Annotated in this window: 25 protein-coding genes; 2 read left to right on the plus strand and 23 right to left on the minus strand. The window is 64.9% G+C overall.

Translation table 11 applies throughout. The features are described 5' to 3' along the window. Position 1: 1 nt before the first annotated feature. The 15 genes from C1A13_RS09120 to C1A13_RS09190 all read right to left on the minus strand — a co-directional run bounded on the left by C1A13_RS09120 (position 2) and on the right by C1A13_RS09190 (position 14651). Complete coding sequence (locus tag C1A13_RS09120) at positions 2-541, minus strand: nucleoside deaminase (protein ID WP_101551263.1); 540 nt, start codon at positions 539-541, stop codon at positions 2-4. Continuing rightward, entirely contained in the window at positions 541-2205 is a 1665-nt protein-coding gene (ptsP, locus tag C1A13_RS09125; RefSeq protein ID WP_101551266.1) for a phosphoenolpyruvate--protein phosphotransferase, read from the minus strand. Before ptsP ends, C1A13_RS09120 begins: the two co-directional genes overlap by 1 nt. Positions 2206-2222: 17 nt before the next feature. Further along, the gene (locus C1A13_RS09130; RefSeq protein WP_101551268.1) at positions 2223-2480 is read right to left on the minus strand and encodes an HPr family phosphocarrier protein; all 258 of its coding nucleotides are present in this window, start codon (positions 2478-2480) and stop codon (positions 2223-2225) included. A 25-nt stretch (positions 2481-2505) separates the two neighbouring features. Further along, on the minus strand, positions 2506-3438 hold the full coding sequence (locus C1A13_RS09135; RefSeq protein ID WP_101551270.1) for a pseudouridine-5'-phosphate glycosidase: 933 nt from the start codon (positions 3436-3438) through the stop codon (positions 2506-2508). A 20-nt stretch (positions 3439-3458) separates the two neighbouring features. Beyond that, entirely contained in the window at positions 3459-4298 is an 840-nt protein-coding gene (locus tag C1A13_RS09140) for a PTS system mannose/fructose/sorbose family transporter subunit IID (RefSeq protein WP_101551272.1), read from the minus strand. Then, positions 4299-5042 carry a PTS mannose/fructose/sorbose/N-acetylgalactosamine transporter subunit IIC gene (locus C1A13_RS09145; RefSeq protein WP_101551274.1) on the minus strand — a complete coding sequence of 248 codons (744 nt, stop codon included), beginning with the start codon at positions 5040-5042 and terminating at the stop codon, positions 4299-4301. It lies immediately after the preceding gene. Between the two features lie 13 nt (positions 5043-5055). Beyond that, a complete protein-coding gene (locus C1A13_RS09150) occupies positions 5056-5529 on the minus strand; it encodes a PTS system mannose/fructose/N-acetylgalactosamine-transporter subunit IIB (protein ID WP_101551276.1) in 474 nt (157 codons plus the stop codon). 13 nt (positions 5530-5542) lie between these two features. Beyond that, positions 5543-5938 (minus strand): PTS sugar transporter subunit IIA, encoded by a 396-nt coding sequence (locus tag C1A13_RS09155; RefSeq protein ID WP_101551278.1) that lies wholly within the window; start codon positions 5936-5938, stop codon positions 5543-5545. 21 nt (positions 5939-5959) lie between these two features. After that, positions 5960-8686 carry a sigma 54-interacting transcriptional regulator gene (locus tag C1A13_RS09160; RefSeq protein ID WP_101551280.1) on the minus strand — a complete coding sequence of 909 codons (2727 nt, stop codon included), beginning with the start codon at positions 8684-8686 and terminating at the stop codon, positions 5960-5962. A gap of 348 nt (positions 8687-9034) precedes the next feature. Beyond that, positions 9035-9766: a GntR family transcriptional regulator gene (locus C1A13_RS09165; RefSeq protein ID WP_101551282.1), complete on the minus strand. Its 732-nt coding sequence runs from the start codon at positions 9764-9766 to the stop codon at positions 9035-9037. After that, on the minus strand, positions 9759-10556 hold the full coding sequence (locus C1A13_RS09170) for a GNAT family N-acetyltransferase (protein WP_101551284.1): 798 nt from the start codon (positions 10554-10556) through the stop codon (positions 9759-9761). Before C1A13_RS09170 ends, C1A13_RS09165 begins: the two co-directional genes overlap by 8 nt. Before the next feature lie 54 nt (positions 10557-10610). After that, positions 10611-11456 (minus strand): SAM hydrolase/SAM-dependent halogenase family protein, encoded by an 846-nt coding sequence (locus C1A13_RS09175; RefSeq protein WP_101551286.1) that lies wholly within the window; start codon positions 11454-11456, stop codon positions 10611-10613. 74 nt (positions 11457-11530) lie between these two features. Further along, entirely contained in the window at positions 11531-12373 is an 843-nt protein-coding gene (locus C1A13_RS09180) for an energy-coupling factor transporter transmembrane component T family protein (protein WP_101551288.1), read from the minus strand. Further along, positions 12360-14072, minus strand: a complete 1713-nt coding sequence (locus C1A13_RS09185) for an ABC transporter ATP-binding protein (RefSeq protein ID WP_101551290.1) — start codon at positions 14070-14072, stop codon at positions 12360-12362. The genes C1A13_RS09180 and C1A13_RS09185 overlap by 14 nt, the downstream gene beginning before the upstream one ends. Before the next feature lie 6 nt (positions 14073-14078). Further along, a complete protein-coding gene (locus C1A13_RS09190) occupies positions 14079-14651 on the minus strand; it encodes an ECF-type riboflavin transporter substrate-binding protein (protein ID WP_101551292.1) in 573 nt (190 codons plus the stop codon). 271 nt (positions 14652-14922) lie between these two features. Here C1A13_RS09190 and C1A13_RS09195 point away from each other — a divergent pair, with 271 nt between their 5' ends. Together C1A13_RS09195 and C1A13_RS09200 are read left to right on the plus strand one after the other, a co-directional pair. After that, positions 14923-17019 carry a ribonucleoside triphosphate reductase gene (locus tag C1A13_RS09195; RefSeq protein ID WP_101551294.1) on the plus strand — a complete coding sequence of 699 codons (2097 nt, stop codon included), beginning with the start codon at positions 14923-14925 and terminating at the stop codon, positions 17017-17019. Next, positions 17016-17705: an anaerobic ribonucleoside-triphosphate reductase activating protein gene (locus C1A13_RS09200; RefSeq protein ID WP_101551298.1), complete on the plus strand. Its 690-nt coding sequence runs from the start codon at positions 17016-17018 to the stop codon at positions 17703-17705. Before C1A13_RS09195 ends, C1A13_RS09200 begins: the two co-directional genes overlap by 4 nt. Positions 17706-17765: 60 nt before the next feature. Here C1A13_RS09200 and C1A13_RS09205 read toward each other — a convergent pair whose 3' ends face one another. The 8 genes from C1A13_RS09205 to C1A13_RS09240 all read right to left on the minus strand — a co-directional run bounded on the left by C1A13_RS09205 (position 17766) and on the right by C1A13_RS09240 (position 25654). Next, on the minus strand, positions 17766-19169 hold the full coding sequence (locus C1A13_RS09205; RefSeq protein ID WP_101551300.1) for an FAD-binding oxidoreductase: 1404 nt from the start codon (positions 19167-19169) through the stop codon (positions 17766-17768). Continuing rightward, positions 19166-20365: an electron transfer flavoprotein subunit alpha/FixB family protein gene (locus tag C1A13_RS09210; RefSeq protein ID WP_101551302.1), complete on the minus strand. Its 1200-nt coding sequence runs from the start codon at positions 20363-20365 to the stop codon at positions 19166-19168. Before C1A13_RS09210 ends, C1A13_RS09205 begins: the two co-directional genes overlap by 4 nt. A 12-nt stretch (positions 20366-20377) precedes the next feature. Next, positions 20378-21166, minus strand: a complete 789-nt coding sequence (locus C1A13_RS09215) for an electron transfer flavoprotein subunit beta/FixA family protein (RefSeq protein WP_101551304.1) — start codon at positions 21164-21166, stop codon at positions 20378-20380. 83 nt (positions 21167-21249) lie between these two features. Continuing rightward, positions 21250-22008, minus strand: a complete 759-nt coding sequence (locus C1A13_RS09220; protein ID WP_101551306.1) for a fumarylacetoacetate hydrolase family protein — start codon at positions 22006-22008, stop codon at positions 21250-21252. Between the two features lie 268 nt (positions 22009-22276). After that, positions 22277-22993, minus strand: a complete 717-nt coding sequence (locus C1A13_RS09225; protein ID WP_370867153.1) for an ABC transporter ATP-binding protein — start codon at positions 22991-22993, stop codon at positions 22277-22279. Between the two features lie 4 nt (positions 22994-22997). After that, positions 22998-23795: an ABC transporter ATP-binding protein gene (locus C1A13_RS09230; protein WP_101553237.1), complete on the minus strand. Its 798-nt coding sequence runs from the start codon at positions 23793-23795 to the stop codon at positions 22998-23000. Beyond that, a complete protein-coding gene (locus C1A13_RS09235) occupies positions 23795-24769 on the minus strand; it encodes a branched-chain amino acid ABC transporter permease (RefSeq protein ID WP_101551308.1) in 975 nt (324 codons plus the stop codon). Before C1A13_RS09235 ends, C1A13_RS09230 begins: the two co-directional genes overlap by 1 nt. A 12-nt stretch (positions 24770-24781) precedes the next feature. Further along, the gene (locus C1A13_RS09240) at positions 24782-25654 is read right to left on the minus strand and encodes a branched-chain amino acid ABC transporter permease (RefSeq protein ID WP_101551311.1); all 873 of its coding nucleotides are present in this window, start codon (positions 25652-25654) and stop codon (positions 24782-24784) included. Between the last annotated feature and the right edge of the window lie 97 nt (positions 25655-25751).

Consider the following 25751-nt stretch of genomic DNA (forward strand, 5'->3'; position numbering starts at 1 on the left):
CCTACCTCCCATCCGCGGGAGCTTCCAGGCTCCCCGCGCGGCAGGGGGCACCGGACCCGCTCTCTTTTCCCGTCCCGGCCTCCCGTTCCTTTGCGCGCTGCTCGCGCCCGGCGTGCACCTGCGCGGCGCACGCCTCGTCGAGGATGCCTCCCGTCACCGTGATCCCCATCTCCGCGTAGCTTCCCGCCGTTTTCATGAGGAGCGCCGGGAAATCCGGCGCGGCGGAGCCGATGTAGATTTCCCGGATGCCCGCCTGCACCATCGCGGCCGCGCACATCGGGCAGGGCCGGTAGTTGCAGACGAGCAGGCAGTCCGACAGGTCGTTCCTCCCCAGCTTCGCGCAGGCCTCACGGATGAGCACCATCTCGGCGTGCGCGCAGGGGTTTCGTTCGGTATTTTCGCGGTTGCCGTCCCGCACGAGGACGCGGCCCTCCCGGTCGGCGATGACGCCGCCGTAGGGGTCGTCCCCCCGCGCGAGCGCGGCGGCCGCCTCCTCCATCGCCATGCGCACGAGCGCCTCGGCCCGTTTTCGTCCGAGCATCACTCCACCTCCCCGAGCGCGCGGGCAAGCGTGGCCCGCGCCTCCTCCATATCGAGCGACCGGACCCGTTCGCGCGCCTCCGGCAGCGCGGCAGGCGACATCGAAAGCTCGGTGATTCCCATCGCGAGATAGAGCGGGATGAGCGCCGGGTCGGCGGCCGACTCGCCGCACACCCCCGTCCAGACGCCGTTTTTCCGGGCGTTCTCCGCCGTCAGCTTCATGAGCCGCAGGACGGCCGGGTCCGCCGGGCGGTAGTACCCGGCGATCCGCTCGTTCATCCGGTCGGCGGCCAGCGTATACTGGGTGAGGTCGTTGGTGCCGATGCTGAAAAAGTCCGCCTCACGCGCGAGCAGGTCGCTGAGGACTGCCGCCGCGGGCGTCTCGATCATGACCCCGACCTCCACGGAAGCGGTCTCCGTCCCCTCCGTCTCAAGCTCCGCGCGCGCCTCCCCGAGCAGTTTCCGGGCGCAGCGCAGTTCCTGGAGGGAGGCGATCATCGGGAACATGACTGCGAGCCTTCCGTGGACGGAGGCGCGCAGCAGCGCGCGCAGCTGGGTCCGGAAGAGCTCCCGCCGGTCCAGACAAATGCGGATCGCCCGCCAGCCGAGCGCCGGATTTTCCTCCCGCCCCGTGTCGAGACAGGGGGCGCGCTTGTCCGAGCCGATGTCGACGGTGCGCACAATCACCCGCCTGCCCTCCATCCGTTCGAGGGCCTCCCGGTAGGCGAGATACTGCGTCTCCTCGTCGGGCGGCGTCTCCCGCCCGAGGTAGAGAAACTCGCTGCGGAAAAGGCCCACCGCCTCCCCGCCGTTTTCCAGAACCACCCGCGCCTCCCCGGGCGCGCCGATGTTCCCGGCCAGCTCCACCCGGATTCCGCCGCGCGTTTCGGCGGGCGGGAACCCGCCGGCCCGCAGCCGCCCGAGGCGGCGCGCCGCCGCCCTCCGGCGGCTTCGCGCCTCCGAGAGCGCGGCCTCGTCCGGGTCGACCGTCACCCTGCCCGCGTCTCCGTCAACGGCCAGCAGCCTCCCCTCGAGCTCCGGGGCCGCCGCGATCCCCACGACGGCGGGGATCCCCATCGCGCGGGCGAGGATGGACACATGGGAGGCCGCAGACCCGCGCCGGGTGACGAACCCCGCCACCTGCGAGCGGTCGAGCGAGAGGGTGTCGCTCGGGGTCAGCTCGTCCGCGACCAGCACGACGGGGCCGTCCGGCTCCCCCTCCCCGGAAAGCCCCCCTCCGCCGCCGAGCGCCGAAAGCAGCCGGCGGGACACGTCGCGGATATCCGCCGCGCGTTCGCGGATGTTGGGGTCCCCGAGCGCCTCGAACTCCGCCGCGAGGGCCTCCCCCGCACGGCGCACCGCCGTCTCCGCCGCCGCGCCCCCGTCGAGCTGCCGCTGGATTTCCCCGGTGAAATCCGGGTCGTCGAGCAGCAGCGCATGGATTTCAAAGATCTGCGCCTCCGCCTCACCGGCGGCTTCGACCGCCCGCTCCCGCAGGCCGCGCAGCTCCCGCCGGACGGCGTCGGCGGCCTCGCGGCATCGGCGCGCCTCCTCCCGCGCGCCTTTTCCGGGGATTTCCTCCTCCACCGCGGAGGGCGCGGCCAGCAGCCGTGCCCTCCCGACAGCGATTCCTCCGGAGGTTCCCGTTCCTTCCAGAATCTTCATGTTGTTCTCCCTTCCGCTCACAGGCTTTCGGTACAGAAGGCGCGCATCGCCTCACACGCGGCCTGCTCGTCCTCGCCGTCCACCGTGAAGGTCACCGTCTCCCCCGCCGCCGCGCAGAGGGCCATCACCCGCAGCAGGCGGGTGCAGTCGGCCTCCCGGTCCCCCCGGCGGATGGTCACCCGGCTTTTGAAGGCCGCCGCCTGCCTGACGAGCTGTCCGGCCGGCCGGGCGTGCAGGCCCATCGGGTCGCTGATCGTATAGTCAAACTGCTGCATAAAGCCCCTCACAAACCCCTTCCGCTCACAGCGCGTGGTATTCCCGCGCGATGACCGCCGCGACGCGCGCGTTATTGCGGATGATTTCCACGTTGGCCGCGAGGCTCGCGCCCCCGGTCAGCTCATTGACTTTGGAGAGCAGGAACGGCGTGTTCTTTTCGCCCGCGATCCCCTCCTCCTTCGCCATCTCGACCGCCCGGGCGATCGCCGCGTCGATGACCTCCTCCGCGATCGCGAACCGTTCGGGGATCGGGTTTGAGAGGATCGCCGCGCCCTCGAAGCCCAGCTCCCACTTCGCCTTGAGAAACCGGGCCACCATATGGTAGTCGTCGATCCGGTAGTCGATGCGATACCGGCTGTGCGGGGTGAAGAAGGCGGGGAAGGAATCGGTGCCCATGCCGATGACGGGCACGTCCTTGGTTTCGAGGTACTCCTTGGTGCGGCCGATGTCGAGGATCGACTTGCAGCCCGCGCTGATGACCCCGACGCTCGTGCGGCCGAACTCCTCGAGGTCGGCGGAGACGTCCATCGACAGCTCCCCGCCCTTGCTGACCCCGCCGATGCCTCCGGTCGCCATGAACCGGATGCCCGCGATCGACGCGCACCGCAAGATCGCCGCGATCGTGAAGCCCGCGTTGAGCCCGTTCACGATGGCGTAGGGGATGCCCTTGACCGACGCCTTCATCGCCCTGGAGGCGGGGTCCGCCGGGTTGTTGGCGAGCGCGCCGACCTGTTCCCGGTCGAGCCCCACGACGATCTTCCCCTTGTAAACGCCGATGGTCGCGGGCACCGCGCCGTACTCCCGCACCGTCTCCTCCGCCATGAGGGCGGTCTCGACGTTGGTCGGGTAGGGCATGCCGTGCGAGATGATCGAGCTTTCAAGCGCGACGACCGGCTCGCCGTTTTGGACCGCCTCCCGCACGCGGGGGGCGACGGTCAGATATGGTTCGATATTCATTCGTCAGCTTCTCCTTCTCATTATATAATGTGCAGCAGGCTGAGCGCCACGACGCCCACCGCAAGGATTCCCATGATCTTGATCGCGCCCTTGCCCTTCTTGACCAGCCAGAAGCAGACGAGCGTCACCGCGAGCGGGAGCATCTTGGGCATGAGCTGGTCGAGGAAATCGGCCTGCAGGCTGATGGCCTGCTCGCCGCTGCCGTAGGTGAGGGTGGTGGACAGGCTCACATAGGTGGCGGTCAGCGCGCCGAGCACGCCGCATCCGACGATGCCCGCCGCGTGGACGATGCGGTCCATGAGCCCGCCCTTCAGGATTTTGGAGACCGCGTCCTTGCCGAGGCGGTAGCCGTAGTTGACGAAATAGATGCTCTGGGCGGCCATGGCCGCGACGACGAGTACGCAGTAGATGACGACGCCCGCGACGCCGAGGTTGTTTTCCAGCACGAGCGCGACGGAGAAGGCGAGCAGGATGGGGTAGATGATCGCCTGGTTGAGGGTGTCGCCGATGCCCGCCAGCGGGCCCATGAGGCCGGTCTTGACCGCGGTGATCGCCTCGCCCGAGACGCTGCCGTCCTTGGCGCGCTGTTCCTCCATCGCCACGCTGATGCCCATGATGACGATGCCGATGTAGGGCTCGGTGTTGAAGAACTCCTGATGCCGCTCGAGCGCCTCGCTCAGGTCCTCCTTGGAGGGGTAGAGTTTGGCGAGGATGTGGCTGATCGCGTTGGTGAAGCCGAGGCTCTCAAACCGCTCGTAGTTGATGCAGCAGTGGGAAAAAATGAACCACTTAAACCAGGCGTAAAGCAGGTCCTTTTTAGTGACGATCGACTGGACGACGCCGGTTTTCTCCTTTGCCATTTAAGCCACCTCCGCTTTCTGCATGTCGTTGAAGAGATAGAGCGCCGCCGCCGCGATCGCGAAGGCCGCCACGCCCATCATCGTCATGCCCAGGTAGGACACGAGGAAAAAGCCCATGAAGAAATAGGGCGCCACGCTCTTTTTCATGATCACCTTGAGGTTGAGCGCGATGCCGACCGCCGGGAGCACGCCGCCGATGAGGGTGAGGATGCCGAGCACGCGGGTGCCGAGGAAATCGAGCGCGCTCTGGACGAACTCGGGCCCGAAGTAGGCGGCGAGCGCGACGGGCAGCACGGTCATGAGCAGCAGGACCGGCTGCGGATAGAGCACGTTCACCCGCCAGATGCCGCGGGTGTTCGCCTCGCGGGTGGGCTTGTCCGCCATGTGGGAGATGACGACGTTGAAGGTGTTGCGTCCGACCCACACGAAGGTGCCCAGCATGCCGAGCGGGACCGACAGGGTGAGCGCGACGCCCGTGTCGAGATTGGAGGCGATGGCCAGCGCCGTGGCCAGCGTCCCGGCGAGCGCCGGGTCGGAGGGCTGGGAGCCGCCGACCGACATCCAGCCCAGGTAGATCAGCTGGATGGTCGCGCCCATGATCGCGCCCTCCGCAGGCGCGCCGAGGATGCAGCCGACCAGCGTGCCGGCGACGAGCGGCTTGCAGACGGTGAGGTAGCCGATGGCCCACGGCGCGCTCCCCAGGTAGTAGACGACCCCGATCAGAATCGCTTGCAGAACAGTCATTGTCCTTCCTCCTCTATAACACTTTGTCGATTTCCATTTCCTTGTCCTCCGGCACCACCTGCACATAGACGCGCACGCCGCGCTTCTGCAGGCGCAGGAGGGTCTCGTTCTCCGCCGGGGAGGAGGAGATGTTGCGGTAGAGGGTCGACCGGCCCGCGCGCTTGCACATGCCGCCCACGTTGAGCGCGCGGATCTCGACGCCGCGGTCCACGAGCGCCTCCACCGTTTCGGGCACCTTCACCAGCATGAGGATGCGTTCCTCCCCCGCCTCCTGCAGCAGGTATTCCGCCGCCCTGTCCACATCGGCCACCACGGCCTTGAACTCCTTGGGCACCGCCATCAGCAGCACCTCGGTCATAAACGAATCCCGGCAGGTCTCGTCGTCGACCACCATGATCTCGGTCGGGCTGTAAAGCCGCGACCACTGGGTCATGATCTGCCCGTGGATGAGCCGGTCGTCGATCCGCACCAATACGATATTTTTCATCTGCCTTCCTCCCCTACTGGTAAATTTCACGCAGGTTCCGGATCGACTCCCGCGCCGATTCGAGCGCGGCGTCCCGGATTTCGGCCGCGGTGCGGCCCTCCCGCATCGAGATCGCCTCGATGAGCATCGCGAGGTTCGCCCCGCTCACGCACTCGTACCCGAGGCCGCGGATGTTGCGGGCCGCCACGTTGCAGGGGGTCCCCGCGTACATGTCGGCCAGCACGAGCACGCCGCTGCCGTCGTCAAGCGCGCGCACCCGGCTGCAAAACCGCTCGTTGAAGGCGTCCATATCCACGCCCGGCTCGAGCGAAACCGCCTCGACCCGCTCGCTCTTCCCGGCGATCAGCTCGCTGGCTCTGACCATCGCCTCCGCCAGCCCCCCGTGGGACACCACCAGTATTCCAACCATACCCGTTCTTCCTTTCTTTTGTCAGTCCTCGTAATCCAGCGCGACGAGCTGGTAGATGTAAGCGATCTCGCTGACGGGGATTTCCACCGCGTAGTGGCTCGTCAGGAAGTGGAACGCCTCCTTGACCTGCGCCACGAACCGCTCTTTCTCCCGCAGGAACCCCTCCGTCTCGGGATACTGTTCGATGGGGGTCCGGGTGATCAGCCGCTCGATCAGGCAGCTGATGTGGATGTAGAGCGCGATGGTCACCCGGTTGCTGAACCGCTTGCCGGTGATGCCGCGCAGCCGGGTCACCGCCTCCTGCACGTACCCCATCAGCTTTTCGGGGTTGAGGATGGTGAGGTGCTTGACCACGTTGAGCAGCGAAAAATCCTTGAGCAGGTTCTTGTTGAAGGCGTCGAGCTCGGCCGCGTCGAGCCCGCCCGACAGCGCCGCGTCGATCCTGCCGAGCCCCTCCGCCGTGATCATGTCGCCGATCGCCAAAAAGGGGATGCCCTCGAAGCCGGGGTCCATCGCGCCGATCAGCAGCTTCACGTCGTACCGCCCAAACAGCTCGTCCTCCTCGCGGCTCTGGATCAGCCGGTAGTAGTCATAGGCGATCACCGCCGTTTCGATCGGGCGCGGCAGGCTGCCGCTGAAAAGGTCGATCATCCGTTCGGCCACGCCGGTGTCGGCGTCGCTCATAAAGACGACCGCCTCCTGCTTGCGCCGGCTGGCGAGCACCCGGCAGCCGGGCGCCGCGTCCCCGCAGGCGCTCTTGAGGATCGTGCCGATCTCCTGCCCGCTCCAGATGCCCCTGCCGACCGCAAGCGCCAGCGCGGTGGAGACGTTGTCCGCCAGCCCGAGCCGGATGTTCGCGATCCCGCCCACCCCCTCGCCGACCGCCTCCATCGACCCGGTGTCGAAGAGCAGGATGAACGCCCGGCACGTCGGCCGCCTGCGGATGTACTTCCCCAGCCGCACCGCGAGGTCCGCCTCGCCGGCGTTCACCGGCAGGTCGATCGCGTCGAAGGTGTGCCGCCCGATCAGCTTGTTGACCGTCTCGGCCATGCTGCTGGCCGTGGCGTAGCCGCGGCAGGCGATCACGCCGCGGATGGCGCTCACCTGCACTCCCTTGTTGCTGTACTTGATGTTGAGCGCCAGCAGCAGCAGATCCATCTTGGAGATGCGCAGGTCCATGTTCTGCCCGATGAGCTCGGACGCCTCGAGCGCGATGGTCATCTCCCCGGGCGAGGTCCTCCGCAGCGTCCCCAGCGCGCCTTCCAACTCGGCGTCCCGCCGCTCCAGCCACCGCTGGAGGGTGAGGTTGCGCTGCATCTGGGCGTGGAGCCCGCGCGATATGAGGAACCCGCAGTGGACGGGGAGCACGGCGTGGTACTTCTCCGACACGGCCTCCAGCACCCCGTCCACCACCTGCTTGATCGCGTTGAACCGGCTGTTGGTGTGCTTTTTATCGAAGTAGAGGTAGTCCATAAAGCTGTTGATATAGGCGTAGCAGCGCTCGAACACGCCGCCGAGCGACGCCTCCTCCCCCGCCTGCCGGGCAAAGCACCCAAGGATCGAATCGTAAAAGCGCACGAAGATGTCCACCGCGTCCAGCTTCTCGTACTCGTTGATGCTGATGAGGCTCTCCTGCTCGTTCTCGGCGGCAGGGTCCGCGCGGGAGGCCGCCAGAATCTCCTCCGGCAGGTGGTACTGGTAGACGTAGAGGCTTTCCGCGTCCGCGTCGCTGTAGAGGAAGGCGTTGGCGCAGCAGCTGCGCACGCAGTTTTTGAGCTGCGCGACGTTCCCCGCGTAGACATAGTCCATCATCCGGTGGAAAACGCTCGTGCCGATAAAGATCTTGCGCCCGTTTTTGCGGGCCTCCCGCTTGAAGAAATAGAGCAGCAGTTCCTTTTTCTCCTCGGGGGTGCGCTCCTCAAGCGGCGGGACGCTCACCGAAACGGGGATCAGGCGCTGCAGCGCCCGGTCGAGCGCGCGCCCCGGCTCGGCGGAAACGGTGAAGACGAGGCGGACGTCCGCCGTACGCACGGCGTCCTCCCCGCAGCGGGAATAGCGCCCGGTCTGCATGAACTGTAAGAGCCTCTCCTGGCACTCGCTTCCGAGGGCTCCCGCCTCGTCGAGCAGCAGCATCCCGCCGTCCGCGGCGGCAAGGCAGCCGGGGGCGTCCCCCCGGCGCACGTCGCCGAAAATCTGGGCGAGCGCCTCCCCGTCGCTGCGGTATTCGGCGCAGCCGGCGGCGACCAGCCGCCCGGGCGGCAGCACCCCCTCGTCCGCCGCGTACTCGTACATCAGCCGCGCGAGCAGCTTTTTGCCGGTCCCGGGCTGTCCCGCCAGCAGCACCGGCAGGCCGTGGGGCGGATATTTCACCGCCGCCTTGAGCTGCTCGATGCAGTCGCTGATGCTGCGCGTGCTGCCAATCGCCTTTTGAAAATTGCGCAGCCGGTTTTTTTCACGGTTCAGGTGCGCCGCCAGCTCCCGCAGGCTGTCGAAGGCGGGCTGGGCGACCGTCGCGTCGTACTGCGCCTCGAGCATCCCCTTGTGGAAGAAGTAGACCGGGCGCAGGTTCGCTTTGACGAGCAGCCCGTCCTTGACAAGCTCATTGAGATACTGGCTTGTAAGGTTCCTGCTGACGTTCAGCCGGGCGCTGATGGCCGACGCGGTGAACCGCTCCGGCTCCTCTCCCCGGAAGCCGTCGGTCAGTCCCTTGATGTATTCCAGCAGTTCCTCTTTTGTTTTGACAAACATGTTGGCGCCCTCCCGTTGAAATGATCATAACCCCGCGCCCCGGGCGCGTAAATAGATTTTGCGAAGGTTCGACACAGCGGCGTGATTTCCGTCAGTCTTGTGGGGTTTTTCCAGTTTATCCCCCGTTATGTCGACGTTTTTCAGGCACATTCCCTCATCCGCCCGGCCGTTTTTGGTCCCTTCGACAGATTTTCACACCGTCCATGATACCATGCGCGCGCGGGAAAAGGACCCTTTCCGGCGCATCTCCAGTTATTTCCTCCCGCCGCCGCAGAAAAAGACAGCCCCCGCTCCGGGACCCGGAGCGGGGGCTGTCTTCGGCAATTTCCTATGTGGGAAGGTAAAGCGTTATAAGCGGAAGTTGATATCGTAATCCTCGGGCAGGAAGTAGAACTTGCAGCGGGCGATCCCCTCCTTCTGGGAACCGTAGAGGATCTCCTCGATGTAGATGATCGGCGTCTCGTTCTCCACCTGCAAAAAGGCGGTGACGTTGTCCTCCGCGGGGACGACCTTGAAGGAGAGCTCGGCGGAACTCGCCAGCTCGAAAATCCTCCGGTTGACCAGCGCGTAGGCCTCGTCCTCGTTGTTGAGGTCGACGTCGAGCTCGTTGACATACCGCACGGGGATCTGCACGAACGAATGCCCGATCGGGCGGCCGCCCGAATAGTAGACGTTGTTGCTCGCCATGACGATCTCGCTGACGCGGATGCCCAGCCGGTGCTGGGCGATCTCGGTGGGCGGGCCGTAGTTATAGGAGATCTTGATCTCGGTGATCTCCCGGCGCGCGCATTCGATGACCGGGTTCACGATCCGGCTGGCGGGCGCGCCACGCCCGGGGTCGTAGGTGATGAAGGTCCCCTTGCCCTGCTGCTTCGCGATGAGGTGGTCCTCATTGAGGATGGTCAGCGCCTGCCGTAGCGTGTTGCGGCTGACCCCGTACTTTTCGGCGAGCACCGGCTCGCTCGGCAGCTGGGAGCCGTTTTTGTAGACGCCGTCGACGATGTCGGAGTAGATCTGGTTGTAGATCGAAACATAGGAAGGGATTTTGTTGTCGTTGAGGCTTGTGATCTTCTTATTCATCGATTCCCGTCCTTTCCACCGCCTCCAAAGTCGCCCAGCCCCCCACCGTCCGGAAGCCGAGACGGTCGAAGAGGTTCTCCTCCGGCCCGCGCCCGCAGAAGACGCAGGGCTTCTTTCCCTCGGCCAGCACGGCGCGGGAGAGCGCGGAGACGATCTCGGAGGCGTACCCGCGTCCGCGGAAGGCGGGCGCCGTACCCACCCCGCCAAGCATGACCGTCCGCCCCGCGCCGGCGGTACTGTTACCGTGCGAAACGATCTCCCCGTCCTGCTCGAGCATCAGGTGGATGCCGTCGTTATTGCGGATGCGGTCGGCGATCATCTCGCCCGACGCGTAGAGGGAGGTAAACTCCGGCAGGCTCTGCAAAAACCGGTGGATGCGCCCCGCGTCGGCGGGTTCCGCCCTGCGCGCCCGGCCGGCGTCCGGCTGGAGCGCGTCCTCCCCCTCCAGCATGCAGAGCCGTTTGCACCGGAGGATATATCCATCGCCCGCGTCCCCGCTAAGCCGTTCGACGAGCTCTTGTTTTCCCATTATAACAGAAATTGGAAAGCGTTTCAAAAGGGACCGCACAAAGGCCCCGTCCACGGCCTCCCCATAGACCATCAGGTTCTGGTAGAACCGCATGTATACCGCCCGGCAGACGCCGTTTTCCACGTCCGCCCAGGTGTCCTGGAAGGGGGCGCTGGCCCCATAGAGCCGCAGGTCGGCCAGCAGGAAGGTGTTAAAGACGTATTCTTGCTCGAGATAGCGTTCGAGCAGCCCGGCATGCGAATCCGCGCATGTGATAATCAACCGATCACCTCAATCGGAAGCGGGCGGGCCCCGCGGCCCGCCCGCGCCGCTTCATTATTTCCAGATGCTGATCGTCCAGTCGGGACCGTAGGAGATGCCGTAGGTCTCGCCCATGCTGACCTCGTTGAGGGAGAGGTCGAGGTTGTTGAGCTCGTTGTTGTAGATGATCGGCTCCCCCTTGGCGACGTAGCCGAAGGAGCGGTGGAAGAGCACCTTGCCCTCGAACTTGACCTCCTCGCCGTGCTTGACCAGGGTGTTGACCATATCGCCGTGCCGGAAGCCCGCCGCGACGAACTGCTGGTAGTTGATGTTGGTGTCCACGCAGCCGAAGTTCGGGCAGATCATCGCGACGTAACCGTCGGCGCGGCCCTCGGTGATCTTCGCCTCGGGCAGCGGATTGCAGATGATCTCGTCGACGCTGTAGGCCGGGCCGACCCCCTCGTAGTCGATGAGCCCCGCCGCGAGCTTGCCCGCGCAGTAGGCGAACAGGTCGCGGCCGTGGAAGATTGCCACGTCCTCGGTGCCCGCGCCGACCAGGCGGTTGCGGGTCTCGTCGATCTCACGGACCTCGTCGATGCCGAACTTCTCCTTTACCAGTGTCAGGGAGCCGTTGTCGGGAGTGACGACGTAGTAGCCGTTGCTCGTTTTGGCGACGCACGCCTTGCGGGGGGTGCCGACGCCCGGGTCGACGACCGATACGAAGATGGTGCCCTTGGGCCAGAAGGCCATCGACTGCCACAGGCGGTAGGACGCCGTCCAGGTGCAGAACTTGGTGACCTCATGGGTGAGGTTGAACATCTCGATCTCCGGGTCGATCGACTTGACGACGCCGTACATCGAGCAGACCGCTCCATCTTTGAGGCCGAAATCCGTACTGAACACAACATAGGGTTTTCTCATTTTGTTACCTCCATTTACTGATCCGGCTTTGTGGCAGCCGCGTGCCCTGCAATTTCGATGGCAGTTGCAAGCCTTTAAAACGGGTACCACATCGGCGGCTTGACGATGACGCCGTAGGCCATGTAAGCCGCCGTCAATGCGGCCAGCACGGCCGCCAGTACAAGACAGATCTTATCGAGCCTGCCGTAGGGCGTCTCGACATACCAGGTGCGCTTTTTGTTCTTCCCGAAGCCGCGCAGGTCGAGCGCGTCCGCGATGACCCCCACGTCGTCGAAGGAGGAGAGGATGAGCGGCACCGCGATCGACACGACCCCCTCGATCTTCGCCTTGAGGGTGGTCTTTTTGCGGCCCAGCTCGAGCCCGCGCGCCTGGATGGACGCGGAGATGTTCTTGTAGTCCTTGATGAGGTCGGGCAGGTAGCGCAGCGCGATGGAAAAGACCATCGACAGCTTGTAGGGCAGCCCGACCCGGTTGAAGCCGGCGGCCAGCTGGGTGGGGGTGACGACAAAGATGAGCCAGAGGGAAACGAGGAACATCGCCACCACCTTGAGGGTGCGCACGGCAAAATACCAGAGCGTTTCGGCGGGCATGACGAGCCGTTCGGTGAACCGGAAAAGCTCGGTGCAGGTGCCGACGAACTCGCAGCCGATATGCGGGTTAAAAAGGTAGAAGAGGATGAGGTTCACCGTGTTGAGCCCCATCGCGACGAGCATGAGTGCCCAGATGATCTTCCAGTTCGGCTTCAGCGACGCGAGCGCCGCCGCCGCGACCGCCGTGACCGCCAGCAGGATGCGGCAGTCAAAGGTGGAGATCGTCAGGATGATGGTCACAATGAAGAGCAGCACCTTGACCTGTCCGCAGAGGGTGTGCAGCGGGGTGACGCCGGGGCTGAACCGGACGAGGTTATTGCTCGTCATGCCGCCTCACCATCCTTTCATATTCGATGAAGTGGCGCACAAACGCCTCCGGCTCGATCCCGAGGCGGCGCGCCAGCTTGCATAGCGACGTCTCCTTGAGGCTCGCGCGGCGCAGGATGTCCGGGTCGGAGAGCATCCGGAAGACGTCCCCGTCCCCGATCTTCTCCCCGTCCGCCATGACGACGGCGCGGTCGGTGTATTCGATCGCCAGGTGCATGTCGTGGGTGATAAAGAGGATCGTGAGCCCCATCTCCCGGTTGAGCCGGTCGAGGAAGTCCATGATCTCGCGGTAGTGGAAGTAGTCCTGCCCCGCGGTCGGCTCGTCGAAGATCATAATCTTCGGCTGCATGACGAGGATTGAGGCGATCGTCACCCGCTTGCGCTGCCCGTAGGAGAGGGCCGACACCGGCCAGCTGCGCATTTTGGAGAGCCCGCAGAGGCCGAGCACCAGCTCGAGCTTTTCATCGATCGTCTTCTGGTCCACCCGGCGGAGCTTGAGCGCGAGGGTGATCTCGTCGCGGATCATATCCTTGACGAGCATCTGGTTGGGGTTCTGCATGACGTAGCCGATCCGCTCGCCGATCTCCTTGATCGAGAGGACGCCGTAGTCCTCCCCCTCGATGAGCACGCGGCCCTCGTCGGGGCGGATGACCCCGATCAGCAGGTTGGCGAGGGTGGTCTTGCCCGCGCCGTTCTTGCCGACCAGCGCGATGCGTTCGCACGCGCTGACCGTCAGGTCCACATGGCTGAGAACCTTGTTATCGTCGTAGGAGAAGGACACGTCCTCCACCCGCACGAGCTCCCCGGGCGCGGGCTGCGCCCGGTGGGGGGTCTCGCTGGCGAACCAGCCGCGCAGCGCCTCCTCCCGCCCCTCAAGGCGGATCTCCTCCACCGATTCGGGGTGGTCCTCCTCGGCAATCTCACAGCCGGCGTATTTGAGCGCCGTCACGTAAAGCGGCTCCCGGATGCCGTGCTCCTGCAGGAGCGGGGAGCTCAAAATCTTGGCCGGGGTGGTGTCCGCGACGATCCGCCCCCCGTCGAGCAGGATGACCCGGTCGACCGGTCGGTGGAGCACGTCCTCCAGCCGGTGCTCGATGATAATGACCGTCTTCTGCTGCTCCCGGTGGATCCTGTCGATCAGCTCGATCGCCTGGAGCCCCGCCTGCGGGTCGAGGGCGGCGAGCGGCTCGTCGAAGAGCAGGATTCCCACGTCGTTGTGCATGACGCCGGCGAGCGAGACCTTCTGCTTCTGTCCGCCCGAGAGGGAGAAGGGGGTGTGGGCGGTAAACCGCTCCATCCCCACGATGCCCAGCGCCCGCCGCACCTTTTCGAGCATGACGGGGCGCGGGACGCAGTCGTTCTCCAGCGAGAAGGCGACGTCCTCCCCCACCGTGAGCCCCGCGAACTGGCAGTCGGAATCCTGCATGACGGTGCCGACGCGGTTGCTGAGCTTATGGATGTCGAGGCTGCGCGTCTCGTCGCCCATGACCTTGAGGCTGCCGGTGAACTCCGCCTTGACCGAGAAGGGCAGCAGCCCGTTCAGGCAGGAGCCCAGCGTGGATTTCCCGCTGCCGGACGGCCCGAGGATGAGCACCTTTTCCCCCTCGTAGATGGTCAGGTTGATGTCGTAAAGGGTGGGCTTCTGCTGTGACGCGTAGCGCATCCCGAAATCCCGGAATTCGATCACGGGCTTTTTCATGTCGGATTATTCCTCCGTGAGATTGGTTTTGAGCCGGTTCTTTTTGGCCATCATCTTGAGCAGCGGCACGCCGATGATCGCGGCCATGAGGCCGTCCTTGACGCCGGCGATGACGCCCTGCACCATGCCGATCTCCAGTTCGCCCTGGTACCACATCATCGTGAAGAGCGGGGTGATGCCGCAGAAGGCGATGAGCGGGGCGACAAAGGCGAGCACGGCGAAGGTGGCGGCCTGCTTGTTGGTGAAAACCCCCTCGCCGACCTTCGCGCCGTAGACGGGCAGCAGGCCGGTGATGAAGCCGCAGAAGAAATGCCCGATCGTCCAGTCGAACCAGAAGCCCCAGCCGCCGATCATGTCGGCCAAAAAGTTCCCGAAGCACGCGGCGATCGCCGCGGGCAGCGGCCCGAAGAGCGCTCCGACGATGACGATAACGACGGGTGCGAGGCTGAACTGCACCTGCGTAAAGATGGGGATCTGGATGTAGACCATCATGATCGCCATCAAAATTGCGCCGAGCGCGACGCCGACCACCGTTTTTGTGTTCCACTGACCTACCAGTTTTCTCCCGATTCCATTCATAACATACCCTCCTGCTTTTCCTCAGTTGTTCATATTGTTCAACCTGTTGAACAAGTTGCTTTCATTATAAAAAGCGCGCCCCCGCTTGTCAATGCGCAAAACCTGAAAACCGCAAATTTCAGCAGTTTCCACCATCCCGCCCCACGGATTCCGCCAGTTTGCACAAACCTGCTCCGCCGGAAAATATTTCTGCGTTTGGTCTTGTATTGCCACACTAGATATCGTATAATACTATTTGTAAAACACAATATCTAGTGAGGAAGGGTTCGCAATGATCAATACGATTCGGAAACGCAGCGGCGAGGTCGTCGCCTTTCAGCCGGAGAAAATCACCCGCGCCATCTATAAGGCGGCCGTCGCGGTGGGCGGCAGCGACTGGGGCCGCGCCGAGGAATTGACCGAGCAGGTCGTCGTCCTCGCAAACGCGCAGTTCCCCGACGGCACCGCCGAAGTGGAAAAGGTGCAGGACCTCGTCGAGAAGGTGCTCATCGAAAACGGCCACGCCAAGACCTCCAAGGCGTACATCCTCTACCGGGAGAAGCGCCGCAGCGCGCGCGAGGCGAACGCCCTGATCGGCGCGACGATCGACATGTTCTCCAAGTACATGGGGGACGGCGACTGGCGCGTCAAGGAAAACGCCAACGCCCAGAAATCGATCGCGGGCATGAACAACTACATCCGCGAGACGTTCACCAAGCAGTACTGGCTGCATGAGATCTACCCCGACAAGATCCGCGACGCCCACCTCTCGGGCGACCTGCACCTGCACGACCTCGGGTTCTTCGGCCCCTACTGCGCCGGCTGGGACCTCAAGCAGCTGTTGCTCGGCGGCTTCGGCGGCGTGCCCGGCAAGGTCGAATCGAGCCCCGCCAAGCACCTGCGCAGCTTTTTGGGCCAGATCGTCAACTCGACCTTCACCACCCAGGGCGAGACGGCGGGCGCGCAGGCGTGGTCCTCCTTCGACACCTACTGCGCCCCCTTCATCCGCTACGACCACCTCGATTTCGCGACGGTCAAGCAGGCGCTCCAGGAGTTCATCTTCAACCTCAACGTCCCCACCCGCGTGGGCTTCCAGTGTCCCTTCTCCAACCTCACCTTCGATATCAAGCCGCCCCGCACCCTGCGCGACCAGGCGGTCATCATCGGCGGCCAGCCGATGGACGCGACCTACGGCGAGTTCCAGGCGGAGATGGACATGCTCAACCTCGCCTTCTGCGAGGTCATGATGGAGGGCGACAAGAAGGGCCGCGTCTTCACCTTCCCCATCCCGACGATCAACGTCACCAAGGATTTCGAGTGGGACAGCCCGGTGGTCAACAAATTCATGGAGATCACCTGCAAATACGGCATCCCCTACTTCTCCAACTACATCAACTCCGACCTCTCCCCCGAGGACGCGCTCTCAATGTGCTGCCGCCTGCGGCTCAACACGGGCGAGCTCAGAAAGCGCGGCGGCGGTCTCTTCGGCTCCAACCCGCTCACCGGCTCGATCGGCGTCGTGACGGTCAACCTCCCGCGCATCGGCTATCTCTCCAGGACGGAGGAGGAGTTCAAATCCCGCCTGCTCGACCTGATGGAGATCGCCAAGGAGAGCCTCGAGATCAAGCGCAAGACGATCGAGGAGCAGACCCGCCGCGGCATGTACCCCTATTCGGCGCACTACCTCGAAAACGTGAAGGAGCGCACCGGCAGCTACTGGTTCAACCACTTCAACACGATCGGCCTCATCGGCATGAACGAGGCCTGCCTCAACTTCATGGGCAAGGACATCACCACCCCCGAGGGGCAGAAATTCTCCCTTGACATCCTCGACTTCATGCGCGACACGATCACCCGCTTCCAGGAGGAGACGGGCCACGTCTACAACCTCGAGGCGACTCCGGCGGAGGGCACCAGCTACAGCCTCGCCCAGCTCGACAGGAAAAAATATCCCGATATCATCACCGCCGGGCAGGACGCCCCCTACTACACCAACTCGACCCAGCTGCCGGTCGGCTTCACCGACGACATCTTTGAGACGCTCGACCTCCAGGACGAGCTGCAGTGCAAGTACACGGGCGGCACGGTGCTCCACCTCTATCTCGGCGAGCAGATCAGCGACGTCGAAGTCGCCAAATCGCTCATCCGCAAGGCGTTCACCAACTACCAGCTCCCTTACATCTCGCTGACGCCCACCTTCTCGGTCTGCCCCGAGCACGGCTACCTGAACGGCGAGGTCTATTCCTGCCCCGAATGCGGCCGCGACACCGAGGTGTGGAGCCGTGTGGTCGGTTACCTGCGCCCGGTCCAGAACTTCCACCGCGGCAAGCGCGAGGAGTATAAGGAGCGCAAGAAGTACCGCATCAAACCGGAGGAGCTGAGCGCATGATCTTCGGCGGGATGCAGCGCAGCAGCACGATCGACTTCCCCGGCGCGCTCGCCTGCGTGCTCTTCACGCGCGGCTGCGACCTCGACTGTTTCTACTGCCACAACCGCGAGCTGATCGCCGGGGACGGCGACCAGCTCGCCGAAGCCGCCGTCTTTTCCTTCCTCGAAAAGCGGCGGGGCCTGCTCGACGGGGTGGTCGTGAGCGGCGGGGAGCCGACCCTCCAGCCCGATCTCGAGGAATTCCTCCGCCGCGTCCGCCCGCTCGGCTACCGCGTCAAGCTCGACACCAACGGCCGGCGGCCCGCGCTCGTCGAACGTCTCTGGGGGGAGGGTCTGCTCGATTACGTCGCAGTCGACGTCAAGGCGCTCCCGGCGGACTGCCCCGCCGTCTGCGGCGCGGACTGCTTTTCCGACGTGCGCCTTACGATCGATACCCTCCGTTCTCTCGGCGCGGCGTTCGAGGCGCGCACCACCCTCTACCCCGGCCTGGACGCCGGGGCGCTCGGGGAACTGCTCGCCTCCTTCCCGCCCCTGCCCCGCTGGCGGCTCAACTACTTCCACATGCCCGGCGCCTTCCGGCCCGCGGACGAAACGCGCCTCCGGCTTCCCGCGCTCACCCCGCAGTCGGTCGGAGAGGCGCTGCCGAAGCTGCTCGCCGCGCAGCCCAACCTGCTTCACGGCGCCTGAACCCAAAACAGCGGCAGCCCCGGAACCAGATGGTTCCGGGGCTGCCTTTTCGCGCGGCCGTCAGAGGCCGCAGACCTTGTGCGGATTGAGGATGTTTTCGGGGTCGAAGGCGCGTTTGACGCCGCGCATGAGCTCGAGCACCTGCGGCTCGAGCGACTCGCGCAGGTAGGGGCGCTTGGCGTAGCCGATGCCGTGCTCGCCCGACACCTGCCCGCGAAGGACGTTCGCCTCGGCGTAGATCTTCTCCATCGCGAGGTGCAGGATGCGCTGCCATTCGTCCTCCTCCCTGCCGTCCCGTAGGATGTAGGCGTGGAGGTTGCCGTCCCCCGCGTGGCCGAAGCTCTTGATGCGCACGCCGAGCTCCGACTGGAGGGCGTGGATGTAGGCGACCATCCGGTTGATGCTGCCGCGCGGCACCACCACGTCGACCTCGTCCATCTCGTCGGTCGAGCCGCGGATCGCCTCGAGGAAGGCGCCGCGCGCCTTCCAGATCGACTCGTCCCGCTCCTCGGTGTCGGAGATGAGCACGTCGAGCGCGCCCTGCTCGAGGCAGAGTCTAGCGACCCCCTCGTAGTCCCGCTCGATCTGCTCGAGCGAGGGGCCGTCGAACTTGAGGATGAGGTAGGCGTCGGCCGAGTGGTCGGGGAATTTTTTGCCGAGGTACTGCTCGGCGTCGAGGATGACCTCCCGCTCCATGAATTCGACCGCGGTGGGCGCGGCCTTGGAACGGACGATGAGGGGCACTGTGTTGATCGCGTCCCGCAGGCTCGGGAAGGGCACGAGCAGGCTGACGGTGCGCTTCGGCAGCGGCAGCAGCTTGAGGATGATCTTGGTGACCACGCCGAGGGTCCCCTCCGAGCCGACGATCAGATCCTTCATCGAATAGCCCGAGCTGTTCTTGACGACCTTGCCGCCGAACGTGACGATCTCCCCGTTCGGCAGCACAACCTCCAACCCGCGCACATAGTCGCGGGTGACGCCGTATTTGACGGCGCGCATGCCGCCCGCGTTGGTGCTGACGTTGCCGCCGATCGTGGCGGATTTTTCGCCCGGGTCGGGCGGGTAGAAGAAGCCCTTCTCCTCGACATAGGTGTAGATCTCCATGAGCAGCACGCCCGGCTCGACGGTCAGAGTCAAATTGTCCTCGTCGAGCTCGAGGAAGCGGTTCATGAGGCTCATGTCGAGCAGGATGCCGCCCTCCGCGGCGACCGCCGCGCCGACGAGACCGGTGCCCGCGCCGCGCGGGGTGACGGGGATGCGCTCGCGGGAGGCGTAGCGCATGACGGCGGACACCTCCTCCGCCGAGAGCACCCGCAGCACGACATCGGGATAGTGGACGGTTCCGCTCAACTCGTCGTGGCTGTAGTCCTCGTGAATCTCCTCCCCCGCAAAGACGCGCTCGTCGTCCCCGATCAGCTCCCGCAGGGCGGCGATATCCGCCGCGGTCATCTGCTTATAGCTCATACCAGCACCCCCTTGGCGGCCTTGATCCGTTCGATGAGGCGGGGCACGATCTCATAGAGGTCCCCCACCAGCCCGTAGTGGGCGGTTTTGAAGATGGGCGCCTTCTCATCCTGATTGATCGCGACGATGAGGTCGGCGCCCTGCATCCCCGCGACAAACTGCACCGCTCCCGAGACGCCGCAGGTGATGATGAGCCGGGGACGCACGGTGCGCCCGCTGAGCCCTACCTGGCGCTTGGCCTCCACCCAGCCGCTCTCGGCGAGCGGGCGGGTGCAGGCGAGTTGCCCGCCGAGCAGCTCCGCGAGCTCCTCGAGCAGCGCGAGGTCCTCTTCCTTTTTGACGCCGCGGCCCGCCGCGACGAGCACGTCGACCCCCTCGATGAACTGTTCCGGCTCCTTGGGGGTGACGCCGAGCACCGTCACGCCGCTTTCCAGCATGGCCGGCGTGACCGACCGCTCCGTGATTTCGCCCGACGGGGCCTTCGACCGCGTGGGCGCGTCCATCACCTTGTAGCGCACCGTCGCCATCTGCGGGCGGTGGTTGGGGGTGACGATCTGCGCCATGATGTTGCCGCCGAAGGCGGGGCGGATCTGGATGAGGTCGGTGTTTTCGAGCATATCCAGCACGGTGCAGTCGGCGGTGAGGCCGGTGTGCAGCCGCGCGGCGACGCGGGGGGCGAGCTGCCGCCCGACGGGGGTGGCCCCGACGAGGATGGCGGCGGGCCTCTCCGCCTTGACGAAGTCCTCAAAGACGTTGGCGTAGGACTCGATACGGAAGCGCGCGAGCGCGGGGTCGTCGTAGACGAACACCCGGTCGACGCCGTAGTGGAGCAGCTCCCGCGCGGAACCGGCAACGTTTTCCCCGATGAAGAGGGCGTAGACCGGCTGGTCCGCCTTGGCGGCCAGCTCGCGGGCCTTGCCGATCAGCTCGAGCGTGACGGGATGAACCCGCCCGTCGACATGGTCGACGTAGACCGCCACCCCCTGCCACGCCGCTTTGTCGACGGCGGGGGCGGGCGCGTCCTCGAGGTATTCGACCGCGCCCGCGGGGCCCTTCTTGACGCAGATGCGGCACATCTTGCAGGCCGCGTTGACCGAAACGCGCCCCTCCCGCTCCTCGAGCGCGCCGAAGGGGCAGAGCGCCGCCAGCGCGCGGGGGTCGGGGATTTTCTCCTGATGAATCACCAGCCTCGGCATAACGGGGCCTCCTTACACAAACTTTTTGTCGCGCAGCAGCGCGTAGAGCCGGTCGGAGAGGGCCTCCCCCTCCTCCTTCCACAGCTCCCGGCGGTCGTTCACCGCGGGCGGGAAGATCCGCTGCACCTGGGTGGGCGAGCCGTTCAGGCCGTAGTGGGTTTCCTCGCGGTCCTCCATCTCGTCGAGCGTGAGAATCTCCACCGGCCGCCCGGCGCTCTCCGTCTTTTTGACGTAGGAGGGCAGGCGCGGCTGGAAGATGTCCTGGTCGACGGTGAGCAGGCAGGGAAACCTCACCCTCACCCGTTCGACGTCGTCGGGCATATCCATCTCCACCGAAACGCCGTCCTCCCCGATTTCGAGGATCTTCCGCACGTTGGAGACGCTCGGGATGCCGAGCCACTCGGCCAGCTCCGGCCCGACCTGGGCGGTGTCGCCGTCGGTCGTCTGCTTGCCGCAGAGGAGCAGGTCGAACTCGCCGAGCCTGCGCACCCCCTGCGAGAGGGCGTAGCTCGTGGCGAGCACGTCCGCGCCGCCGAACCGCCGGTCGGAGAGGAGCACCCCCTCGTCCGCGCCCATGGCGTAGGCCTCGCGGATGACCGTCTCGGCCTGCGGCGGCCCCATGCTGACGACCGACACCTTCCCGCCGCACCGCTCCCGCAGGCGCAGGGCGGTCTCGAGCGCGTAGAGGTCGTAGGGGTTCATCTTGGAATCCACCCCGCCCCGCTTGAGGGTGCCGGTCACCGGGTCGATGTCCACCTTGTTGGTCCCGGGGACCTGTTTGATGCACACGAAAATATTCATCTGCGCTATTTCCCCTTTATCCGATTTGAGTTTTCAAGCAAAAGAGGCCGTCGGGACTGCCGGCGGCCTCTGCGTTCCGTGTCTTACGGCGCGCTCACGACGCTGTCCAGCCTGCCGATCCCGCCGATCTCCACCGAGACCCGGTCCCCCGGCCGCATCGGCCCGATGCCGAGGGTGGTCCCCGTCAGGACGACGTCCCCCGGCTCGAGGGTCATGACCGCCGAGATGTAGCTGACGATCATGCGCGGCTTGAAGAGCAGGTGCTTCGTGTTGGAGTCCTGCACCACCCTGCCGTTGAGGATGGTGCGGATGGGCAGGTCCGCGGGGTCCGCGTCGGTGTCGACGCAGGGGCCGAGCGGCAGGAAGGTGTCGAACCCCTTCGCCACGGTCCACTGCCCGTCGGAGGGCTGGAGGTCGCGCGCGGTCACGTCGTTCGCGCAGGTGTAGCCGAGGATATACTCCCCCGCCGCGTCCTCCGGGACGTTTTTGGCGCGTTTCCCGATGACGATCGCGAGCTCCCCCTCGTAGTCGACCCGCCTGGACTGCGGCGGATAGACGATCGCCTCCCCCGGCCCGATGACCGCGGTGGCGGGCTTCATGAAGATGACCGGCGTCTCGGGCACCTTCTCATTCGATTCGATGATATGGTCCATATAGTTGAGTCCCACGCAGACCGCCTTGGTGGGTTCGACCGGCGCGAGCAGCTTCACCCCGGAGAGCGGCGCGCCGCCCTCCGCCGGGGTGAACCCCTCCGCGACCGAGCCGTCCAGCCATTCCACCCGTTCGCCGCAGAGCTTTCCGTAGCGCGCGCGGCCCTCGTGGAGCACCCTTACCAGTTTCATAGTCGTCCCGACTCCCTTCTTACTCATCAGATTGTCAGACATTAAAGCGGCCCAACCGGCGCAAAACCCGTTCCCGCGCCGGAAGCCCGGCGGGATGAAACGCATCCTCCGGACCATTCTAACATGCCGCGCGTCCCGCGCAAAGTGTGAAAATCCCGATTTGCAGCGGGAAAATCCCGCGGTTTCCCGCCGGCCGCCGTTGGGAAACGGCCCGGCGGCCGGCCCGCGCGCCCGCGCGGGCCCCGCCGCGGCCAGCTTCTCTCTTCCGTCAGCCGCCGAGGTATGCCTTTTTGATGTCGGGGCTGTTCAGCAGTTCCTGGCTCGGGCCGCTGCCCACGATGTGCCCGACCTCGAGCACGTAGGTGCGGTCGGAGATGGACATCGCCATGAACGCGTTCTGCTCGACGATGACCACCGGGGTCTTGCGGGTGCGGTTGATCTTGACGATCGCGTCGAACATCTCGTCGACGATGACGGGCGCGAGCCCGAGACTCGGCTCGTCGAACATGAGCAGCCTGGGGTCGCTCATCATGCCGCGGCCGATCGCGAGCATCTGCTGCTCGCCGCCCGAGAGGGTCCCCGCGAGCTGCCTGGCGCGCTCCTTGAGGCGCGGGAAGAGCTCGTAGACCTCCTCGACGTGGCGGTCGAGCTCGGCCTTGGAGTACTTCTTGCAGAAGGCGCCCATCTCGAGGTTTTCGAGCACGCTCATCTGCGGGAAGACCTCGCGGCCCTCGGGGATGTAGACGATGCCGCGCCCGACGACGAGGTGCGCCTTGAGGTTGCTGATGATTTCGCCGTTATAGGTGATATCCCCCTTGGCGGGGCGGTTGATGCCCATGATCGTCTTCATCAGGGTGGTCTTGCCGGCGCCGTTGGCGCCGATGATCGAGACAATCTCGTTGTCCCCCACCTCGATGGACACGTCGAAGAGGGCCTGCACGTTGCCGTAGAAGACGTTGATCCCGTTTACCTTCAGCATAGCCATAAGCCTAACCCTCCACCGCCGGCGGGAGGTCCACCGGCTTATACTTGTCGCCGAGATAAGCGCGGATCACCTCGTCGTTGTTCTGGATCTCATAGGGGTTGCCCTCGGCGATCTTCGCGCCGAAGTTGAGCACGGTGATCTTGGTGCTGATGTTCATGACGACGTCCATGTTGTGCTCGATGAGGAAGAGGTCGATCCCCTTCTCGTGGGTCTTGAGCAGGATATCGACGAACTCGCGGCGTTCGGAGGGGTTGAGCCCCGCGGCCGGCTCGTCGAGGATGAGCAGGTCGGGCTTCATCATGAGCGCGCGCCCGAGCTCGGTCATCTTCTGCTTGCCGTAGGCGAGGTTCTTGACCTTCTCATGCCGCAGGTCGGCCATACCGATCTCCTCCAGGACCTCCTCGGCGCGTTCGATGAGCAGCTTCTCCTCCCGTTTTTCGCCGCGCAGGTCGACCAGAAACTGGATGAGCCCGATCCTGGTCATCTGGTGCGCGCCGATCATGAGGTTTTCGAGCACGCTCATCGAGCTGAAGAGCTTGAGGTTCTGGAAGGTGCGCCCGATGCCGAGCCGGGCGATCTGGAAGACCGGCTTGCCGCTGATCTGGGTATCGCCATAGAAGATCGTCCCGTCGCTCACCGGCAGCACGCCGGTGATCATGTTGACGGTGGTGGTCTTTCCGGAGCCGTTGGGACCGATCAGGGAATGGATGCAGTTTTTGGGCATTTCCAGAGACAGGTCGTTGACGGCGACCAGCCCGGAAAACCGTTTGGTGACATGTTCCAGCTTCAAGACAGGTTCCATCATCTGCGCCCTCCGGTCTTTTCTTTTTTGGCCATCCAGAACATCCCCAGCCGGTTCTCCTTCGTGAAGAGGGAGACGAGCCCGTTGGGCAGGAAGATCGCGAAGAGCAGGGCGATGATACTGAAATAGAGCCAGTAGTTGGTTCCCAAAAAGCGCAGCATCTCGGGCAGCAGGGTGATCATCGTGGCGCCCAGGATGTTGCCGACGACCGAACCGATGCCGCCGAGCATCATCATGATGAGATAGTTGGCGGACAGGTCGGTGGTGAAGGTGGTGGGGTTGATGTACCCCATCAGATAGGCGTACATCGCGCCGCCGAGGCAGCCGAAGACGGTCGCGAGGGTGAACGCCTGAATTTTGAGCTTGGCGATGTCGATGCCGCACGCCTCGACCGCCTCGACGTTGTCGCGGATCGCCTTGAACACGCGGCCCCACTTGGAATGGACGATACGCCACGCGGTGAAGGCGAGCAGAATGACGACGACGAGATAGAGGTAGTAGACCTTGCGGGAGGTGTCGAGCACATAGCCGAAGAGGTTGATGTGCGGGACCCCCTGCACGCCCATCGTGCCGCCGGTGAGCTCGACCCAGTTGGTGAGCACGAGGCGGACGATCTCGCTGAAGCCGATGGTGGTCAGCGAGAGGTAGACCCCCTTGAGGCGCAGGCTCGGATAGCCGAGCACCCAGCCGATCGCGACGCCCATGACGATCGCGAGGAGAAAGCCGATCCAGGGCGAGGTGCCCAGGCGGGTGCTGGTCAGCGCGGCGATGTAGGCGCCCAGCGCCATGATGCCGGCGGTGCCGAGGTTCATCTGCCCGGTGAGGCCGGTGATGAAGTTGAGGCCCATGACGATGACGATGTTGACGAGCGTTTGGCTGAGCAGGATATGTACATAGGCGTTGTCGTAGCTCATCGGGAAGACGATGAGCACCGCCAGGAGCACGGCCAATAAAACACGTTTTACGATTTTCATATCCGGCCCCTCCTAGCGTCTGTGTCCGAGCAGGCCGGACGGTTTCACGAGCAGGAAGACGATCAGCAGCACGAAGGCCACGCAGTCCTTATAGAGCGTCGGGATGATCAGCGTGCTGAGGTTCTCGAGGATGCCGATGAAGATGCCGCCGGCGATCGCGCCGGGCAGGTATCCGAAGCCGCCGATGACGCCGGCCGCGAAGCCCTTGAGGCCGATCATGTTGGCGATCGTGAGGTCTATGGTGAAGAGCGGGATGACCATGATGCCGATGGCGGAGCAGATCACCGCGCTGAGCGCAATTGTCAGGTTGATGTTGGCGGTCACGTTGATGCCCATGAGGGTCGCGGCCGTCTTGTTCTGCTGGACGCAGCGCATCGCCTTGCCCATCTTGGTGGTCTTGAAGAAGACCTGCAGGGCGGTGACGATGATCGCGGAGACGAGGATGATGGCGATGTTCGCCTTGGGGATGACGATGTTCCCGACCTTGACGATCCCCTTGAGGAAGCCGGGGACGGTGAAGGGGGTGGCGCCCCAGATCACGCGGGCGGACTCGGTGAGGATGCGCCCGAGGATGACGGTGCCGATGACGGCGAAGACGGGGGACGCCATGTTGCGCAAGGGATTGAAGATGCCGGTTGCCACGAGCACGCCGAAGAGGAACATGGTGGCGACGGTGGCGATGACGGCGACCGCGGGCGCGGCGCCCATGCGGACGACGAACTGTCCGGCAAAGACGTAGGCGCCGAGCATGATGAGCTTGTCGTGGCTGAAGTTGAGCAGGCCGGTCGCGTTGAAGATGATGGTGTACTCGATTGAGACGAGCGCGTAGATAAATCCGAGGGCCAACCCGCTGACGATCAATTGGACGATGATTTCGGCTGTCATTCTTTCACCCCTGTATTCGTTGCTGTTTTGTCAGCGGCGCGCGCAAAACAGCCGTATTCTGCATGGAGAAGGGGGCCGCGGGGCCGCCGCCTGGCGG

The sequence above is a fragment of the Anaerotruncus massiliensis (ex Togo et al. 2026) genome, assembly GCF_900199635.1.
GTDB classification, from domain to species: domain Bacteria; phylum Bacillota; class Clostridia; order Oscillospirales; family Ruminococcaceae; genus Anaerotruncus; species Anaerotruncus massiliensis.